Source organism: Brevibacillus sp. BD137 (assembly GCF_041644655.1).
GTDB classification, from domain to species: domain Bacteria; phylum Bacillota; class Bacilli; order Brevibacillales; family Brevibacillaceae; genus Brevibacillus; species Brevibacillus brevis_D.
This window is the reverse complement of the sequence record NZ_JAOTNO010000003.1, coordinates 469,983-488,722: the sequence shown is the minus strand read 5'-3', so window position 1 is coordinate 488,722 and position 18,740 is coordinate 469,983. Positions and strand designations below refer to the sequence as shown.

Here is an 18,740-nt window from a genome sequence, read left to right as displayed (position 1 = left end):
GGTCTCCATACTCATGAAAAAGCATCTCTACATCAACGGACAATGGAAAGAAGCAAAAGAATACGCGCCGCTCTACTCCCCTTATTCCGGGGAGCTGCTGGCTGAAATCGCTCAGGCAGATGATCATGACGTCGACGAGGCAATTAAGGCGGCAAAAACTGCTGCCAAAGTCATGGCAAAAATGCCAGCTAGTCAGCGCGCCATGATATTGGAGGGTGCCGCTGCGATTATGGAAGCACGCAAGGAGGAATTGGCGGTCATTCTCGCACAGGAAGCCGCCAAGCCACTTCGCACAGGTCGTGTAGAAATCGCTCGGACAATCCAGACCTACAAGTTCGCGGCGGAAGAAGCGAAGCGCATTCACGGAGAGACGGTGCCGCTCGATGCAGCACCGGGTGGTGAAGGTCGTCTTGCTTTTACGGTACGCAAGCCGATTGGCGTAGTCGGCGCGATCACGCCTTTTAACTTTCCATTCAATCTCGTGGCGCACAAGGTCGGGCCTGCCATTGCCGCAGGAAATACCGTCGTGCTGAAGCCAGCGAGTCAGACGCCGCTTAGCTCGCTGATCCTGGCTGATATTTTCGCAGAGGCAGGCTTGCCAGCAGGAGCGCTCAACATTTTGCCTGGAAAAGGCGCAGTCGTAGGCGAAAAGCTGGTCAGTGACAGCCGAATTGCCGCGATTACGTTTACGGGAAGCCCTGCGGTTGGAATCGCCATGAAAAACAAAGCGGGACTCAAGCGCGTGACCTTGGAGCTTGGCTCCAACTCCGCAGTGATCATCGACCACAACGTGGAAATTACGCAAGCGTTGATTGATCGTTGCGTGACGGGTGCTTTTTCCTTTAGTGGTCAAGTGTGCATCTCGCTGCAACGCGTCTATATACACCAGAGCAAGTACGAACAATTCCTGGAGAAGTTTAAGACTGGCACAGAAAAGCTCGTGCTAGGTGATCCGCAGAACGAAGCGACAGACATGTCCTCCGTGATCTCCGCCAAGGATCATGAACGCATGGGAGCATGGGTACAGGAAGCAGTAGAAGCAGGCGCACACGTAGTTACTGGCGGGAAGCCTGTCAGTGACAACCTCTTTGCCCCTACGATTCTGACCAATGTGGGTGCGAATGTTTCCGTCTCTTGCCAAGAGGTATTCGGTCCAATCGTAGTCGTTACACCGTTTGAGACGATGGACGAAGCGATTGAAGCGGTAAACGACTCCCGATTCGGCTTGCAGGCAGGCATCTATACGAGTGACATTCACGCGGCTATGCGCGCAGCGGAAGAGCTGGAGGTCGGAGGCGTGATGATCAACGACATCCCGACCTTCCGCGTAGACAACATGCCATATGGCGGTGTGAAAGACAGTGGTTTTGGCCGCGAAGGTATCAAGTACGCGGTCGAGGAATTAACGGAACTAAAGTTAATCGCGATCAAGCTGTAACAGCGAATGACGGGCCGATGAGGCTCGTCTTTTTTTGAAAATAGCGTCTGGAAGGAGAATTTTTTCATCACCATAAATTGTCATATATGAAACCGCTTCATAAAGTTGTTTGGTTTAGATGGTTATGTTAGTCTAGCGTGTGGAGGTAGACTATGTTCATTTTTGCGGAGGAGTGTTTGATTACACTTGGCTTGTTGCGCAGATGAAATAGTCGTTTTTTTATGCGTAAAGGGCATTTCTTACATGAAAAGGGGACAATCATGATTAGTCATTGGAAAGGGGCCAGTGGGTTCCGATTTTTTCACTGGATCTCCCTGGTAGCGATCGTGGCATTGTTGGCAGGATGTTCACCGTTTCAGGGGAATGAAAACGGTGCAGATAACGGGCCTGCGCCAGCCAAACCTGAAAAAATCGAGCGTTACCAAGGGGAAAAGAGCAAGGCAGTGTCGATGGTCTACACGACGCAAAGACAGCTTGCTCTTACTTTTAATGGGATGGCGGATAAGGACACGATGAATAGATTGCTAGATGAGTTGGACAAGTACCACATCAAGGCAGCTTTTTTCATGCCAGGAATGAGAGTAGCTGAGGAGCCTGACATTGCACGAGAAATTGTCGCCAGAGGTCACGAGATTGAAAACAATACGTTGAACAAATCGGACTTACAAGGCCAACCTTACGAGAAAATGTACCAAGACATCGAGTTGACCAATGAGGTTATTCAAAGAGAAACGGGCAAAACACCGCGGTATGTCAGAACGAAGTCGGGTGAATACAACGACGATCTCCGTTTGGTAGCTGCTCACAATGGACAAGAAGCCGTCGTGTCCTCCAGTCTGTTTCTGCACAATTGGCAAAAAGAGACGGAAGCTGACAAGAGACACTATTTACGAAAATATATGAATCGCGGCGGCATCATTGAGATGGATACAGAAGAGAACAAGTCTGTAATCGAAAACATCCGTCTTCTCGCAGAGGCAGCTACTGATGTCGGATACAGATTCGTCCCATTACATAAGTTGATTGCACAAGGTCAGGAGCGTAAGCCGCTGCAAGAAATTCCGGGTTTTGATGCAGCAAAAATGAATGCGGCTTATTACGAAGCCAAGCCAAATCTCATCTATCGAAAAGAAACAGACAAAAAGATGGTCGCCTTGTCCTTCGATGATTGGGGTACGGATCAAACGGTTACGAAGATTCTCGATATTTTGGACAAAAAAGGAGTAAAGGCTTCGTTTTTCCTTCGCGCAGATGGTGTAGAGCGGAATCCAAATTTGGCGAGAGCGATTGCCGAAGCGGGACACGATGTAGCCAATCACACCTATTCTCATCCGGTGAATACCAAAATTGCGCCGGAAGAATTGCAAAAAGAAATTGTCAAAGCCCATCAGATCATTACCGAAGCAATTCAGCAGAAGCCGACGATGTATTTCAGACCGCCAACCGGGGCGTTCGACGAACAGACACTCCAAGCGATTGCGGCAACGGGCTACAAGGATATTACGATTTATGATGTGACGCCGTCCGATTACGACAAGAAACGAAGTGCGAACGATATCGTCAAAGACATTATGGAGCAGACGCGGAGCGGAAGCGTGATTCTACTACACATGCTTGATGACATTCACACAATAGAGGCGTTACCAATCGTAATTGACCAGCTAAGAAGCAAAGGATACACACTTGTACCCATGACAGAGATGTTTGGCCAATAAAGCCCAAAATAAAACAGGGAGAGGGAGCCAGCTTATGAATTTGTACGAAGGGATTGTGGAGAGGAAGGAAAAAATTGCTGTCGTCGGTCTTGGGTACGTAGGATTGCCGATAGCGATGGCACTTTCTAAACGTGCTTCTGTGATCGGATTTGATGTAAACAAAGAGAAGGTAGCAGCCTATCAAAAGGGAAACTTTCATGATGCGGACGTGAATCAGGAGCTGATGAGTGAAGCTGCTATTGAATTCACTTCAGATGAAAATAGATTGCAGGAAGCGCGATTTTTTATCGTGGCCGTGCCTACCCCGGTCAAAAGCGGTAATGTTCCAGATCTGAAATATGTAGAAAGCGCGTCCCGCATGGTGGGCAGACAGTTGAAAAAAGGGTCAGTCGTTGTCTTTGAATCAACCGTTTATCCTGGGGCAACCGAAGATGTCTGCTTGCCGATCTTGGAGACGGAATCGGGCATGCGTTGTGGTATAGACTTCAAGATCGGCTATTCACCAGAACGCATCAACCCGGGAGACAAAGTAAATCGTCTGGAAAACATCGTCAAGATCGTATCGGGGATGGATGAAGAAACACTGGGAATCGTTGCAAACGTCTACGAGCTCGTGATCAAGGCGGGCGTTTATCGAGCGGAAAGCATCAAGGTAGCGGAAGCAGCAAAAGTTATTGAAAATGCCCAGCGGGATGTCAATATTGCGTTTATGAATGAGCTGGCGATGCTGTTCAATCAGATGGATGTTCCGACAAAAGCAGTATTGCAAGCGGCAGGAACCAAGTGGAACTTCCTCCCTTTTACACCGGGGTTGGTCGGAGGACATTGCATTGGTATCGACCCTTACTATTTAACGTACAAAGCAGAAGACAGCGGCTATCGCTCCCGCATCATTTTGGCAGCTAGACACATTAATGATGGCATGGGGAAATATGTCGCCCAACAAATTATTAAGATGGCCGTTCGCGCGAAGCTTGATCTTCAAAATGTACGGATCGGCATATTAGGTCTGTCCTACAAAGAAGACTGCGCAGATATTAGAAATACAAAGGTGACGGATATCATTGGAGAATTGAAAGAATACGGCATGAATCCGTTAGTCGTGGACCCGATGGTGAATCCGCGGGAGGCATTCGAGGAATACGGCATCGAGCTGTCAGAGATGAAGGCTCTCCACGATTTGGACATTGTGGTTGTAGCGGTCCCGCATGCTCCCTTTGCCCAGATGGAAGTCGCTGATTTTGCCACGATGTACGGCAAGAATGCGGCAAAAATCATGATCGATATAAAAGAGATTTATTCCAAAGCTGACTTTGTAAACAGTGGATTTCATTACTGGAGCTTATAAAGCAGTGGAGGGGAGAGAGCGGCAGTCATGAAACAGTTGATAGAGAAAATAAAGCGGAGAAAGAAAGAGAAAATCGAAGAAGTACTGACGGTTTCCAAAACAGAGAGGCGCGTGCTATCGAATGTGCCGGACCCGGAGAAAATTCGTGTCCAAGTGGACCGCCGCGGTGCTAAAGATTCGGATGAGTCAGGAAAGCTGGAGGACCCGGAATACCTGAATCGCATTCGGATGCTGAGTCTGCGCTATATGGCGGATTTCCCGGTGACGCTATTGACCAAAAAGCAGCGGATCAAGGACGGAATCAAGGCCAGAGCCGTCGACATTTCTTCGACTGGACTATTAGTTGAACTAGATTCGGAGAGGGAAGACATCCAGGTGGGACAAGTGTTTATGATCCAGTGCACAATCCCGCCGGGTACAATGCCAGAAGGCTATGAGTCAACGGTGAAGCTGGATGCAGCGGTTGTTCGCTCGTTTACCCAGGAAGAGGACGGGTGTCAGAAGTTCATGCTCGCCTTCGAGTTTTCCAAACCGCTGACTGACTATTTTCGCAAAAAACGCTGGGGATACGCCATTTATATTGCAAGTACTTTCCTGTTTTTCGCTGCGGCGTTTATCGTGCTCATGCGCGCGGAGAGTGTGATTTATTTCAAATACAACATGTACTTGTATTTGTACAGCTTGATTGCCGCTGCCTTTTTGCTGACACGGTATTTATTCGGTGCTCTTTATCGGGGGATTCCTGTCAATCCGGACTATACACCGGGCGTGAGCATCATTATTCCGTGCTTCAACGAAGAGCAGTGGATTCACCGGACGATTTTGAGTTGTGTGAATCAGAACTACCCGATTGATAAGCTGGAGGTCATCGTGGTAGACGACCGCTCAACAGACCGATCAGCAGAAGAGATTCAAAAGGTCATCGATATGATTCATAACGAGGCCGAGCGCTATATGACCCGCGAGCGCGTAAAGATGCATATTCTCTCTGAAAACGGCGGGAAACGGGTCGCTTTGGTCAAAGGTGTGGAAATGGCCAAGCACGATTTGGTTGTCTTTGTTGATTCAGACAGCTTTTTGGAACCGACTGCGATTCGCAACCTCGTACAGCCCTTCCAAGACCCGAAAATGGGTGGTGTTGCAGGGCGTACAGATGTGGAAAACAAGTTCACCAACGCGATCACCAAGCTGCAAACCGTTCGTTACTACATTGCCTTTCGCATCATGAAAGCGGCTGAGTCGTGGTTTGACAGTGTTACTTGCTTGTCTGGGCCGTTGTCTTGTTATCGCAAGGAATTGATTTTGCAGCATTCCGAAGCATGGCTGAATCAGAAGTTTCTAGGGCAGCCTGCCACTTTTGGCGATGACCGAAGCATGACCAACTTTATTTTGCGAACACATCGGACAGGCTATCAGGATTCCGCGATTTGCTCGACGATTGTGCCATCTGACATGAATGTATTTTTGAAGCAGCAGATGCGCTGGAAGCGTTCGTGGTTGAGGGAATCTTTGCGTGCCAGCGGCTTTATTTGGCGCAAGGAGCCTTTTATGGCGATCTTCTTTTACATTGGTCTGATTGTTCCTATCGCTGCTCCCGTCATCGTACTATACAACCTCATATACGTCCCGCTCGTTCATCACGTTTTCCCGGGCACGTTTTTAATGGGCTTGCTACTGATGGCGCTCTTAATGAGCTTGGCCCATCTGTTTTTCCGCAGAAGCAAGCTATGGGTTTTCGGGATTGTCTTTTGTGTGTTTTATGAGCTGGTACTGTTGTGGCAGATGCCTGTGGCTTGGGTGACATTCTGGAAATCTACGTGGGGTACACGAGAAACGCCGCAGGACGTCGAAGCGAGATTGAAAAAAGAAGCCCGAAAGAAGAACAAAAAAGGCTTTGGGTTGCCATTTTAAGAGGGAAAGACAAAGGGAGTGAGGGTGTCAGGAGTTATGGGGAAAACGACGAGCGATGTCTTGGACTATCGGAAAAAAGATCGCAATAAATTCATCAAAACGCTGAGCCAGGTCGCTATCTTAGTCGTCCTGGGTGTCATGTTATATAATGCCGTATTTGATTGGAAGAAGTATGAGGAGCCGAATAAAGCAAGCTGGACGAATGACAAAGGCTTTATCGCCATCTCCTATTTTGGCGTAGGTCGTACGGGTACACCGAAATTAGTAGCCAAGGAGCAATTGGACGAGCAGCTGCAGGCGTTGTATGACCAGGGCTATCAAACGATCTCGCAACAAGATATTTTGGACTTTTACAAGAAAAAGAAGCCACTTCCTGAGAAGGCGCTGTTCTTAGCCTTTGAAGATGGCCGCAACGATTCGAGCTTGTTTGCCCAACCGCTTTTGGAGAAGTACAACTTCAAAGCAACGGCATTGTCTTACGGCAACAAGATGGGAAACAGCGAGAACAAATTCCTGCAGCCGGAAGACATGAAAAAAATGATGGAAAATGGCTTCTGGGAGCTCGGTTCCAACGGCTATCGGTTGACGTACATCAATGTGTTTGATGATCAGGGCAATTTCATCGGGGTGAAGGATGAGAGTGAGTTATCGAATAAAACAAAGGTAGGCTATTATAATCACTACTTGATGGACTTTATCCGTGACAGCAATATGATCCCGATAGAAGACAGAAGCAAGATGGAAGCGAGAATCAACGAAGACTACAAGCTGATGAATGATACGTATATGAATCAATTGGGCTTTGTCCCGGGTGCCTATATGATCATGCATGCGAACACCTTGTATGGCGGGATGAATCGCTTGGTAGCGGATGCGAACGACGCGAATATCAAAAAGTATTTTACGATGCACTTTAACCGGGAAGGAACCGCCTACAACGACAGCGAGGGCGATCTGTACAACCTGACTCGCGTGCAGCCAGAGCCTTACTGGTACACCAATCATTTGTTGATGCGCATCCAAAAAGACACCGGCGAGAAGATTCGCTTCGTTCGCGGCGATGAAGAGCAAGCCAAAGAGTGGGACCGTCTCGGTGGCACCGCGCAATTTATGGAGGATCAGATCGTCTTGACCTCTCCAGCCGCTGGCTCTGGCATGTTATATTTAAAAAACAGCGACAGCCAGAAGGATATCAAGCTTTCTGCCAAGCTGGAAGGGAATGTAATTGGCAAACAGTCCATATATTTGCGCTATGATCGGGAAAAAGGCAGCTTTGTACGAGTCGTCCTGCATGATAATGAGCTGCGCGTCGAGCAGAAGAAGGAAAAAGGCGGAGTACAGGAGCTTTTCAAGACGGAATTGAGCCAAGTGATTTGGAATCCCGAGGATTTGACCTTCGACCGTGCCTCTGTTTATACGAGAGAGCAAGGCGAGTCTGGTGCTCCCAAGCTGGAAAAATACCCGATCAACATTAAAAATACGCGTCCAATCGAAATGACTGTTCAAGGCGATCGTCTCAGTGTTTCCGTGGATAAGACAATACTCTTGGACAAGCAACAGATCGACCCAAGCATTAGCAGCGGTGGTATTGCATTGGAAGCGGCCTATAGTGATGTGAACAAAAAGGACGACATTTACGACGGGGTGTTTGCGGACGTACAGATTGCATCCCTGGAACAACCAAATGGTGAGCAACAGATGCTGTTCAGTAATGTGCAGACAGGGCTTGCAGGAGTCGTTAGTTCAACCAAGAAAGCTATTTCTGCCGCAGTGGACTGGGTCATCGACACCTTTTAAATCCAAAACAAGGGGGATTCGTGTAAGGTGTCAAACATCAAGAAACGATCGATCATTTTGACTGCTCTTCTGATAGTAGTGTGTGTCATCCTCGTATGGTACATGATGAAATGGAATGATACCGAAAGCTTAGAGAGCGTAAATGCGGCTAACAACACGACCGAATTGTCTGCCTGGGTGGTAGACTGGCAGTGGGAATCCGGTTTGGAGGATTTCCGCAGGATAACGGATGGCTTATCCAGTGTGCAGGTCTTCGCGGCGTATTTTGATGAAAATGACAAGCTGCACTTTACTGATCGCATGACCAAGGCGATGCCTGAGATCAAGGAAGCATCGAAGCAGGGTAGCTATGTCGATCTCGATTTGACCATTGTGAATGATCGCCTTAACAGTAATGGTACGCAGGTTCAAAAGGACCCGTCGATTGTCAGCCGGCTCATGGCGACAGATGCAAGCCGTACCAAGCACATTATGGAGATCAAGAATGCCGTGATCCAGAATGGCTTTCATGGTTTAGAAATCGATTATGAGAGAATTAACGAGAAAGACTGGGACAACTTCCTTACTTTTATCCATACCCTGTATCAGCATATGGAGCAGGAGGGGAAGTCGCTTCGCATCGTATTGGAGCCGCGCGCGCCGATTGAAGAGTTGGCATTGCCAAAGGGTCCTACTTACGTCATGATGGCTTATAATTTGTTCGGTACGAATACAGAGCCAGGTCCCAAAGCTGATCATGCATTTATTGAGGAGCTTGCCCATCGCATGCAAAAAGTGCCGGGTGATAAAGTCATGGCCCTATCTGTAGGCGGATTTGACTGGGCTAGTGATGGAAAAGTGACGGCAGTGACGGAAAAGCAGGCAGCAGACTTTGCTGTGTCGAGTATCGAGCCACCCAAGCGGGATAAAGCGAGCGGCAGTCTGTACTTTGACTATATCGGTGAAGACGGCAAAAAGCACACAGTCTGGTATGCGGATGAAGAAACGCTGTCCCAATGGGTTGCGGTTGCAAAGAAAGCGGGTATTGAGAAAATTGCGCTTTGGCGACTTGGTGACATGGGGGATGGGACGTTGCAATATGTGAATCGATGAGGGGCTGTGGTGGAAGGAAGAAGCGAATTTCCAGTCTACGCTTCGGCCTACGCCCCGCAAGGGGGGATTGACTGTCCGCTTCGGAATAAATGGCGGGAGCGCTTCAAACGTAGAAGTTTCGAGGATGTCACTCATAAGTGAAGCTTAAATTCCCCGCCATTTATTTCTACGCTGGGGCGGGCTCCAGAGGCGCTTGACTGGAAATTCGCTTCTTCCTACGCGGCTCTGGATTCACATCTTGCGAAGAAAAATGAAATACGAAAAGCAAGATGGCTATCACTGTGGGGACAATCTATCCGGAATTTACTAGAATGTTTTTCGATCAGGATGTAACTTTGTACCGGAGATGAACGTTATAATGCTAGAAGCGGTAGTCTGCTCTTTTACAGGGCGGCTGCTGCCTATTGATTTTGGACATCATTCATAGGAGCGTGGAATTTTTGGGTCTCTGGGAAGCTTTTGTTGCGATTGTGCTGGGGCTAGTAGAAGGTTTGACTGAGTTTGCCCCTGTTTCCTCTACGGGTCACATGATCATCGTGGATGACTTTTTGTTCCACACGAAAGATTTGTTTTCACCTGAAGTGGCCAACACCTTCAAAATTGTCATTCAGCTCGGCTCGATTTTGGCTGTCGTGGTTCTGATGTGGGATCGGTTCATGAGCTTGCTCGGACTCAACAGACTGGCGGGTAAGCGTGAGGTTCAGGCAGGACCTCGACTGAATTTGGCTACAGTCATTGTCGGTTTGATTCCTGCGGGGATTCTGGGTGTTCTGTTTGACGACTACATCGATGAGTATTTGTTCTCGACGAAGACTGTGGTAATCGGACTCGTGCTGGGCGCTTTGCTTATGTTGGCTGCGGATTGGTTCCGACCAAGACGTCCCAAGATCGAGTCGGTTGATCAGATTACGTACAAGCAAGCATTTCTGGTCGGACTTATTCAATGCTTCTCCCTGTGGCCTGGCTTTTCCCGTTCGGGTTCCACGATTTCAGGGGGCGTACTGTTGGGCATGAGCCATCGGGCGGCGGCAGACTTCACGTTTATTATGGCGGTGCCGATCATGGCGGGCGCGAGCTTTTTGTCGCTGTTGAAGCGTTGGGATGCGATTACAATGGACAGCATTCCGTTTTTCGTCATCGGTTTTATTAGCGCGTTTGTGTTTGCGCTCCTGTCGATCCGATTCTTCTTGAAGCTGATTAATCGCATCAAGCTGACACCTTTTGCGATTTACCGTCTGGTGCTGGCAGCAGTTATTTACTTTGTGTTTATGTAAGATCCATAAAAGTAGGGTAAAAAAAGCTGGTTACGCTTTAAGCGTTAACCGGCTTTTTTGAAGTGAATGGGAGGTTATTATTCCTTTTCATCCGATTCTTCTAAGCCCAATTTAAAAGATCTAATCCACCGAAACCAACCCTTGCATGGATATTTGTACCCGGAAGAGTAGTAATTTTCTTCCCTTTGAAGGGTCCGCCAGATTCTGCAACAGGAGTAATGTGAGGAGGGAACAATAAACCAACCCCACCAAATCCGCATTGGATATTGATTTGCTCGGTTCCTCGTAGTTCTGTCCAACCCAAAGTGGCACTCCCAATAGAAAGGTGAATCGAAGCATTTCCTGATAACTCATTGAGGGAGACGTCACCGCCACGCATTTGAATGTTAATGTTTTTGGAGTGTGTGATTCCGGCAACTTCTCCGAATTGACCTTGTATCGCTACATCTCCTTCTCCACCATTCAAAATCATAACGCCCCCGGTAAATGAGGCACTGACCTTTGTTTGTATGGGAACATGAACCTCTGAAAGGATTTTTTGCTTCTGTCTATGGCGAAAGTATGTCCCGATATTACGTCCTTCAATAACAAGAGTACGATCAACCCGTTCGATACGCGCAGGAAGAAGGTGCTCTTCACCTGCCGAAACCACTGTAGCATCGGATTTTGCGTCAAAACAAATGATCAGGTTTCCGAGGACATTCACGTCGATGTATAGCTCCTCGAGTCCAGTTGCGTCTATCTGTTTGACTATTGCGGGATTTTTTATAGCTCCGATCGGGAAATTAGTTAAAGTTTTAGGGGGGAGTAAGGGCATCATGTCACTCCTTCATCGCTTCTCTCTGTGGTAATTTATCCCTCTATTTTACTAAAGCCAAAAAACGAAAATAACCAACCTGAGACTGATTTAATTGATCATAAGCCTTTAACTGTCTTGCTTCGATTTTTGGGCATAAGAAAAGCACCACAAGGGTGCTTGTCCAATAGCATTTTCTGTTAATTTATGGGGAGGTAATAGTACCGTTCACTGTCGCTTTTGCATTTGTACGATTGGTCATCTTGAGTGCGTAATGTCCTGGTTGAAGAGGGTTTGTTGTGGTAAAGGAAAAGCTCCCGTTCCCAGTAAAGACTGTGGCAGGATTTCCGGAAGATACCCATTGGTCTGGGCCGTAATTTCTGAGAATGAGATAACTTCCATTGGCTCCGGCAGTACTTTGCTGTGTTAGGTCAACGGTTACATTGCCTTGTTGAACCACGTAAAACTCATATAATTCATAATCACCGGATTTTCCTTTAGGGGCCAAGGTTTGTGAAAACGAGTTAACTGCGGTAACACTTGCTTTTGATTCAGCGACAGGTTCAGTCGCAAAGGCACTTGAAGCTCCTACGAGAGAAACAGCAAAAATAGTAAGAGCAACAGCTAGTTTTTTCATTATGTACATCCCCTTTTATCAAATCTATATTTCTACTATATATTACCAATACTGATTTTTTATAGCAATATTTATATTTTATTTAATTTTCAGTGAAGGTAGGGTGGAAACGGGAGGGGTTACAGTGAAAACGTACACATTGGATGGCAGGTGATTCGTGAATTGCTGATCATGCCGATCGTGGACAACCTCAGCATCGCCAGCTTCTTGCAGACGCACTTTCACCGCATTAAAATGGTGGAAGTCTAAGACCAGCGTTTTGTTGCTGGCCTTAATCTCTTCAATGGCAGCGGTCATTTACTGTGGGTTTATGTAAAATCAAAAAGACGAAAAAGGCTCCCAGTTGGGAGCCTTATTTTATACTAATCATTCGCCTTTATCTCGCTCGGCTTTTCAATAACAATACCGTTTAATTTAAGAGTGACAGGATTCGCAATCGTATCTCCAACCGGGCATGTCTGTTCTAAAAATTCCACAAAAGACTCGACTTGCTCTCTAGGAGCATCGGTTTTGATATGAAAGGTGTATCGGATTTCAGAATACCCACGTCGGACATCAGATTTGTTCATGAAGCCATCCGTATCGAGATCGCCTTCAACTTCCACCCAAAAATCGTCGAGTTGAACGTTAAACTTCCTGGCATATACTCTGGCAACGATAGATTGGCAGGCGCCCAATGCGGAGAGTACCAGTTCAACCGGGTTCATGCCGGTATCCGTACCTCCCAAGCTTTTCGGTTCATCGATGGTTATCTCGAAATTTCTGGAACTGGCCTTCACAACCATTCCCTTCTGTAGATGTGCAGTTGCTTTGAATGTTTCAACAGGCATGATGCACACTCCCTTCTGGATAATCAACACAAGTAAACTCTACCATAGTTTTCTAATGACCATTATGGAAATTTTTACATTTATGCAAACGGGTGTCTCGTCCACTACACACAGCTAATAAGAAAAAGGGGCTGTCCCAAAAGTCGATTTCCCGACTGAGAGACGCCCCTTCTATCTTTTATTTCAAAAGATAAACCGCACGCGTAGTCATAAAGCCTTTGACATCTTCACCTTTATCCAGCTTTTGCTCGACGAAAGGAATGCCAGCTTCTTGCAGACGGACTTTCACCGCATTGAAATGGTGGAAGTCTACGACCAGCGTTTTGTTGCTTGCTTTGATCTCTTCAAGCTGCTTTTTCACCAAGGTATTGGCGCCAGACTGTCCAATGATATGAGAAGCATTTACCATCACCATATTGGCGAGTAAAATGACGACCAGAACCTTGCCCGCATGGCGGAAAAAGCTCTTCTGAACATCCCAGACTGCCAGCGCAATCAAGAGTGGAATCAACCAAAGCTGCGGAACATAGCGCGCCCACCAACTTTCCGGGTTAATCAGCACGGTCACGAAGAGCGCCAGACTGATCCACAAGAAAGGTGCCGCTTTTTTTCGATGGGTCCCCAAAAGCAAGGCGACAAGAAGCAGCAATGTAACAATCACAGCTCCTCCGAAAAGCGGTCCGAATCCGGCTACACGCACGTCAGGAGAGTAGAACACGGTGAGCTCTTTCAAGGTGACGGTAAATGGCACCTTCCATGTAGGGCTATGGGGTGTTGCAATATTCTCCGATTTGGAAAATAAGGAGATAGCCAGATTTTCTATACCAGAATTGTCTTTGAAGCCATGCGGGCTGTTCGAGGTCATGATGTCAACGGCACCTTTGCCCGCCAACGGATAAAACGGATGTCCCTTCGTTAGCGTGTTGGTGACATACGGATTGAACCCGACAACCCCTACAGTGATAACCAGACTAATCGAAAGCCACACGAGCATGCTTTTGATGTGCTGACGGCGATCATAGAAAAAGAAGAGCACGAGAATAGCCAAGCCGAGCAATCCGGCATATCCTAATGCCGTGAATTTGATCTGCGCCAGCAGCATGAGCGCTGCGCATAGTGCTAGTAGCGTCCAGGCATGGTAGCGCTTATACAGCAGATACCCGAGAGCACAGAGGATCAGCACGAGTGAACCAAGCTGTCCGTCAATATAGAAGGAAGTCGATTGCGTAATCACCGTGGGATTGAACGCTGCGAGAAGCGCGAACGCAATTGCCGCCCCTTTTCTCTCAGGGAAAGCAGTTCGGATGGCAGCGAGTGTCAGGAAAAAGGACGATGCAATCAACAACAGGTTGAATATTTTGCTAACCTCAATCTGACCAGTAAGTTTATACATGACCGCATCGAGCATCCATGGACCTTTGGCGTAATGATTGATCCACAGGTGAAAGGCTGAGAGAACCTCCCGATTATCCATCTCATCCACTTCTTTTGAACCAGGAGGCTTGAGGATGGGCTGGTCATGAACCGGATTCCAGCCGTTGGTTATCTTCACGATTGCTTCTTGATGATACGTTTGTCCGTCAAAAGAGAGATCAAACGTATTAGCGCTGATGAAGTAGCTGATGCCTGAAACGATCGCCAGTCCAGCCAACACGGAGAAAAACCAGGCCCGACGACGTGAACTTACGAAGACCGACACCATCGCGCCCATCGCAGCCAAAGCCGCAAAGAGGCCAATCCAAAAGCTGGCGGCCGTCAGGGATACGCCGAACAAAAATAAAACCGATGTGCTAAGCACAATCGTAGCCATAAACAATAGCAAAGCCGTCCCGAGCAGGAACGAGTACGTAGCTGTACGGTTATTCATGAACATAATCTCCTGTCTACGAATCTACTAGCCAATGAGGTTAGGGAGGTTCGCTGCCAGCAGATGCAATACGGTCGCAAGCAGTACCCCGAGCACCAGACCCCCGGCAATTTCCCATCTGGTATGTCCCATGCTTTCACGCAAAGGCTTGGTGGGAAACACGTCCGGATGTTCCTTTGCGAGCTTGTTAAGTGCCTCTGCATGTTTTCCTACCGCTCTGCGCAAGCCAGTCGCATCGATGATCACAATAAATGTCACAGCCACACCCAGCCCGAATGCAGGATGAGTAAAGCCCTCCTGCAAACCAATCAAAAACACAGTCGTGACCATGACAGTTGTGTGCGTGCTGGGAAATCCGCCGTTCCCGACCATTTCTTTGGCCCGGGACCCAAAACGGAGGTAATTAATCAAAAATTTGGTTATTCCGGACACGAGCCAGCCGATAAACGGCGCTAGCGCATATAACATGAGAAAACTCCTCTACGTGATGATTACGATTGAGAAATGACGACGACGCCCACGACGATAATCGCCAGACCGGCAATACGTGTAAGGGACAACGGTTCGTTGAAGATCAAGAAGGACAGCACAGCTACCAACACGTATCCGAGTGCTGCCATGGGATAAGCATAGGAGAGCTGCACCTTTTCGAGCGCAGCAATCCAGATAAACGCAGAAAGTCCGTAAAGCGCAAGTCCCACCATAATCGGCAGGTTCGTAAAATAGTGCAGGAACTTCAGTAGCAGCATGTCATTGTTGCTGGTGAGCGAGGATGCGCCCATCTTCATCGCGACTTGTCCACACGCACTGAGGATCACAGAAATGATGATGAGAACAATTGATGGCATAGTCTGATCCACAACCTATCTGAGCAAGTAACTTCATGTACAAAACAATTTCAAAAATTTGGCTTTTCAGCACCGAGAAGATGGCGAGAACCGAACGAAGGAGGAGCGCAGTGTAGGTAATCTACATGAGCACCGGACTTCGGAGGTGAACGCCATATTCGATGTCGAAATAGCTTTCTAGACTACTTCGTGATCAAAAGACAACTTTTTGAACTTCCTTACTTCCTTATTTCAATTCAAATACGTAAATAATCCCGGCTACCATAACGACATACAGGAACACCGTAATGAGAATCGGCTTGTCCTGCAACAAAACTTTTTCCGGACTGCCGCCCTGGCCTGCAACGGTGATCAAATACAGGTAACGGAAAATACCAAAGATCACGAGCGGAATGGTCCACATCAAGTGAATCGTGCGTCCCGATGTAAAAGTGAACAAGGAATAGCTGATGATTGTCATGGTCGTCACAATCGTATTCAACTGATTCAACAACTCGGACGAATAACTGTCGAGTACTTTGCGATGCGTTCCTTTATCTTGCTGCAACAAGATCAACTCGTGGCGACGTTTGCTGATGGCCAAAAACAGCGCGAGCAGCATCGTGCAGAGCAGAAACCACGGCGTGAACGGTGTTTGGATCATCAGACTTCCACCGATGGCACGCAAAACAAAACCGGCTGAGATAATCATGACGTCCAGAATGACCACATGCTTCAGCTTCAGCGAATAAGCGACATTGAGCACAAAGTAAACCAGCAGTACGAGCGCGAATAATCGGTCAAAGTAATAAGCACTAAACAGGGAACCTAGTAGCAAAAATACACCGAATGCTAATGCGAGGGCTGGCGGCAATGCACCAGAAGCCATGGGCCGGAACTGTTTTTCCGGGTGATTTCGGTCATTTTTGATATCGACAAAATCATTGAGGATATACACACAGCCGGATACAAAACAAAACAGCAGGAAGGCCAGCACTGATTTTCCGATGACATCCGGACTTACTTTGTGCAAGGAAAATAGCAAGGCAGCAAAGACAAGCAAGTTTTTCGTCCATTGATGTGGACGAAGCTGCTTCACTAATAGGTAGACCATATTTTGTCGAACGCGTGGCGTTGTTTTGACGTCAACTTTAACAGAATTTGATGTTGCCCCCATATCTAACCCCTATCCTAATATCGAATCTTGTACCTTCTAATGACGATAAATGTAAAAAGAAGGTTACACCTGTAATATGGTAACACAACTTCCTCCATAAAAATTTAAGGATAACAGAAAAAATGTGAACTTGCGAGAAAGAATGATTGTCAAAAATAATAGCGGGGTTTATAAGAAAACGCAGCCCTCGTGATGGAGCTGCGTTTTTCAGGTTTTCTCTTTTTTAGTTCACCCGTGGAATAGGAGTGGCGGCTTTTTTTCGAGAATACAGGAACAAATTGAAAAGAACGATCACAAGTACGATCAATTGCGGGATCGTCGTTTCCCAGCTCGCGTAAATGCCGAGAGTCGGTGCGTACAACAAGTAATCGCTGCTGTGTGCAGATAAGTTTCCCGTCACCTGCAAAGCGTGGATGCTGACGCCGACGAATTTAAATGCCATGTAATAGAGCAATAGGCTGGCAACAAAAAAGAACGGACGCACCGGAATGCGTGCACTGAGCTTGATGATGACAAAGCCAATCACGGCCAAGACGACAAGCGCGCTCAAAACGCCGATCATTAGGTCTGTCATGGAGATGGTAGCGGCCATTCCCATATAAAAGATAATCGTTTCTGCCCCTTCGCGGGCGACAGCGAGAAACGCGGTAAATGAGAGTGACCACAGAGCTCCTGTTGCCAAAGAAGAGCCGATCGATTTCTCGACAAATTGATTCCATGCCTGCAAATTGGACTTCTTATGCAACCAGGCACCGATCGTCACCATAAAGAAGACGGCAACCAGTCCGGTTACTCCCTCAATCGTCTCTCGCGAGTTGCCTGTGGACAGGTTGGAGAAGACGACACTGAGGATGACGGCAAGAATAGCGGAAACTACGATCCCGGCAATTGACCCAGACCAGATCCATTTGCGCTTGTCGGCATTGCCTGACTTGTTCAGGACAGTAAGGAGAGAGACGATGATCAAGATAGCCTCGAGTCCTTCGCGGAACAAGATGAGTCCCGCATCCCACGCGGTGTATGAGGACGCTGTCGCAAATGGCTCAAGCTCTGTCTTCATTTCCGCAAGATTAGCGGACGCCTTTTCCCATTGCGGGGGATTGGACAGAATGAGTGTCGGGACGGCGACCATCTTGGCTTCGATACTGCTGTAGATAGCAGGCGATTTGGTCATGACTACGCCTTCTACAGAGGGCCAAGAGGTGATAAAGGTCTCCATTTTGTCCGAAGCAGCGTTTGCGTCCTGATTGGCGATATCTGTTTCTACCGATGCAAGGAGTGCCAGTAGAGACGAGATGGTGGGCTGCTCGGAAGAAGGACTCGCAGCGTCCTGTTTGACTGCCTTTCCTGACAAATAATTGTCCACGGTAGTAATGAGTGCCTGTACTTTCTCTGCGCTCTTTTTAGGATCGGGTGGTTCAGTGTTCAGGGCAATGCGAGCACCGCTGATTTTGATTTCCATATCCCCGTAGACGGCGGCATTTTCCGTTCGAACAAGACCCTCTGCCTTGTACCAGCCGGCGACGAAGCTGTTGTATGATTGCTTGGCTTTTGTCAGATCGCCTTCCGTGATGGCTGTCATGCTGTTTTGCAAGAGCGGGAGCAAAGCCGCAATTTGCTTGTGTGCGCGTTCTTTTGGCTGACCGCCTTCTTCTTTGGACGAGACGTAACGATCTGTTGCTTTTGCCAAAGTGGAGATGGCTGCTTTTGCAGTGTCGGGATTCGCCTTTGCTTGAGCAAGGGCTTGTTCTGCTTCCACGATTGCTTGCGTCAAAGCTTTTGCATCTGCCGAGGTTTCTTCCGAATTGCCCTCCCAGACGCTCTTCATACCGCTGATCGCTTTCGCTGCTTCTTCCCAGTTGTTATCTCCACTGCTAATCAAGGCATCGCTAGAGAGGGCGATCATTTGCTTGAGCTGCTCTGGCACCAGCGGCGCGGCTACAGCGGCAGACAGAGCAGATGTCCATAGCAGCATGCATGTACAAAGGATAAACAGATAGCGTTTCAAGGTGTTCACTCCATCTCAGGTAG

At 47.8% G+C, this 18,740-nt stretch carries 15 protein-coding genes; 7 read left to right on the top strand and 8 right to left on the bottom strand.

Translation table 11 applies throughout. The features are described 5' to 3' along the window. The first annotated feature begins 13 nt into the window (after nucleotides 1-13). From ODZ53_RS08860 to ODZ53_RS08830, 7 genes are all read left to right on the top strand, one after another. On the top strand, nucleotides 14-1,438 hold the full coding sequence (locus ODZ53_RS08860) for an aldehyde dehydrogenase family protein (protein ID WP_372676678.1): 1,425 nt from the start codon (nucleotides 14-16) through the stop codon (nucleotides 1,436-1,438). Nucleotides 1,439-1,698: 260 nt separating this feature from the next. Beyond that, nucleotides 1,699-3,153: a polysaccharide deacetylase family protein gene (locus ODZ53_RS08855; RefSeq protein WP_372676677.1), complete on the top strand. Its 1,455-nt coding sequence runs from the start codon at nucleotides 1,699-1,701 to the stop codon at nucleotides 3,151-3,153. 34 nt (nucleotides 3,154-3,187) lie between these two features. Continuing rightward, nucleotides 3,188-4,501 (top strand): nucleotide sugar dehydrogenase, encoded by a 1,314-nt coding sequence (locus ODZ53_RS08850; protein ID WP_372676676.1) that lies wholly within the window; start codon nucleotides 3,188-3,190, stop codon nucleotides 4,499-4,501. A gap of 27 nt (nucleotides 4,502-4,528) precedes the next feature. Beyond that, the gene (locus tag ODZ53_RS08845) at nucleotides 4,529-6,412 is read left to right on the top strand and encodes a glycosyltransferase family 2 protein (protein ID WP_372676675.1); all 1,884 of its coding nucleotides are present in this window, start codon (nucleotides 4,529-4,531) and stop codon (nucleotides 6,410-6,412) included. A gap of 36 nt (nucleotides 6,413-6,448) precedes the next feature. Next, the gene (locus ODZ53_RS08840; RefSeq protein ID WP_372676674.1) at nucleotides 6,449-8,209 is read left to right on the top strand and encodes a polysaccharide deacetylase family protein; all 1,761 of its coding nucleotides are present in this window, start codon (nucleotides 6,449-6,451) and stop codon (nucleotides 8,207-8,209) included. A gap of 27 nt (nucleotides 8,210-8,236) precedes the next feature. Continuing rightward, the gene (locus ODZ53_RS08835; RefSeq protein ID WP_372676673.1) at nucleotides 8,237-9,301 is read left to right on the top strand and encodes a glycosyl hydrolase family 18 protein; all 1,065 of its coding nucleotides are present in this window, start codon (nucleotides 8,237-8,239) and stop codon (nucleotides 9,299-9,301) included. Nucleotides 9,302-9,741: 440 nt separating this feature from the next. Beyond that, complete coding sequence (locus tag ODZ53_RS08830; protein WP_015893909.1) at nucleotides 9,742-10,575, top strand: undecaprenyl-diphosphate phosphatase; 834 nt, start codon at nucleotides 9,742-9,744, stop codon at nucleotides 10,573-10,575. A 100-nt stretch (nucleotides 10,576-10,675) separates the two neighbouring features. On the opposite strand, the gene ODZ53_RS08825 is transcribed toward ODZ53_RS08830, so the two are convergent. From ODZ53_RS08825 to ODZ53_RS08790, 8 genes are all read right to left on the bottom strand, one after another. After that, nucleotides 10,676-11,395 (bottom strand): hypothetical protein, encoded by a 720-nt coding sequence (locus ODZ53_RS08825; RefSeq protein WP_372676672.1) that lies wholly within the window; start codon nucleotides 11,393-11,395, stop codon nucleotides 10,676-10,678. Nucleotides 11,396-11,576: 181 nt separating this feature from the next. Further along, on the bottom strand, nucleotides 11,577-12,008 hold the full coding sequence (locus ODZ53_RS08820; protein WP_372676671.1) for a hypothetical protein: 432 nt from the start codon (nucleotides 12,006-12,008) through the stop codon (nucleotides 11,577-11,579). A gap of 362 nt (nucleotides 12,009-12,370) precedes the next feature. Further along, nucleotides 12,371-12,838 (bottom strand): OsmC family protein, encoded by a 468-nt coding sequence (locus ODZ53_RS08815; RefSeq protein ID WP_015893906.1) that lies wholly within the window; start codon nucleotides 12,836-12,838, stop codon nucleotides 12,371-12,373. Between the two features lie 178 nt (nucleotides 12,839-13,016). Next, on the bottom strand, nucleotides 13,017-14,705 hold the full coding sequence (locus tag ODZ53_RS08810) for a spermidine synthase family protein (RefSeq protein WP_372676670.1): 1,689 nt from the start codon (nucleotides 14,703-14,705) through the stop codon (nucleotides 13,017-13,019). A 27-nt stretch (nucleotides 14,706-14,732) separates the two neighbouring features. Further along, on the bottom strand, nucleotides 14,733-15,173 hold the full coding sequence (locus ODZ53_RS08805; protein WP_015893904.1) for a divergent PAP2 family protein: 441 nt from the start codon (nucleotides 15,171-15,173) through the stop codon (nucleotides 14,733-14,735). A gap of 23 nt (nucleotides 15,174-15,196) precedes the next feature. Continuing rightward, on the bottom strand, nucleotides 15,197-15,553 hold the full coding sequence (locus ODZ53_RS08800; RefSeq protein WP_041749727.1) for an SMR family transporter: 357 nt from the start codon (nucleotides 15,551-15,553) through the stop codon (nucleotides 15,197-15,199). A 226-nt stretch (nucleotides 15,554-15,779) separates the two neighbouring features. After that, nucleotides 15,780-16,709, bottom strand: coding sequence for a decaprenyl-phosphate phosphoribosyltransferase (locus ODZ53_RS08795; protein ID WP_015893902.1), 930 nt, complete (start codon nucleotides 16,707-16,709; stop codon nucleotides 15,780-15,782). Between the two features lie 223 nt (nucleotides 16,710-16,932). Further along, a complete protein-coding gene (locus ODZ53_RS08790; protein ID WP_372676669.1) occupies nucleotides 16,933-18,717 on the bottom strand; it encodes an FTR1 family iron permease in 1,785 nt (594 codons plus the stop codon). Nucleotides 18,718-18,740 lie beyond the last annotated feature (23 nt).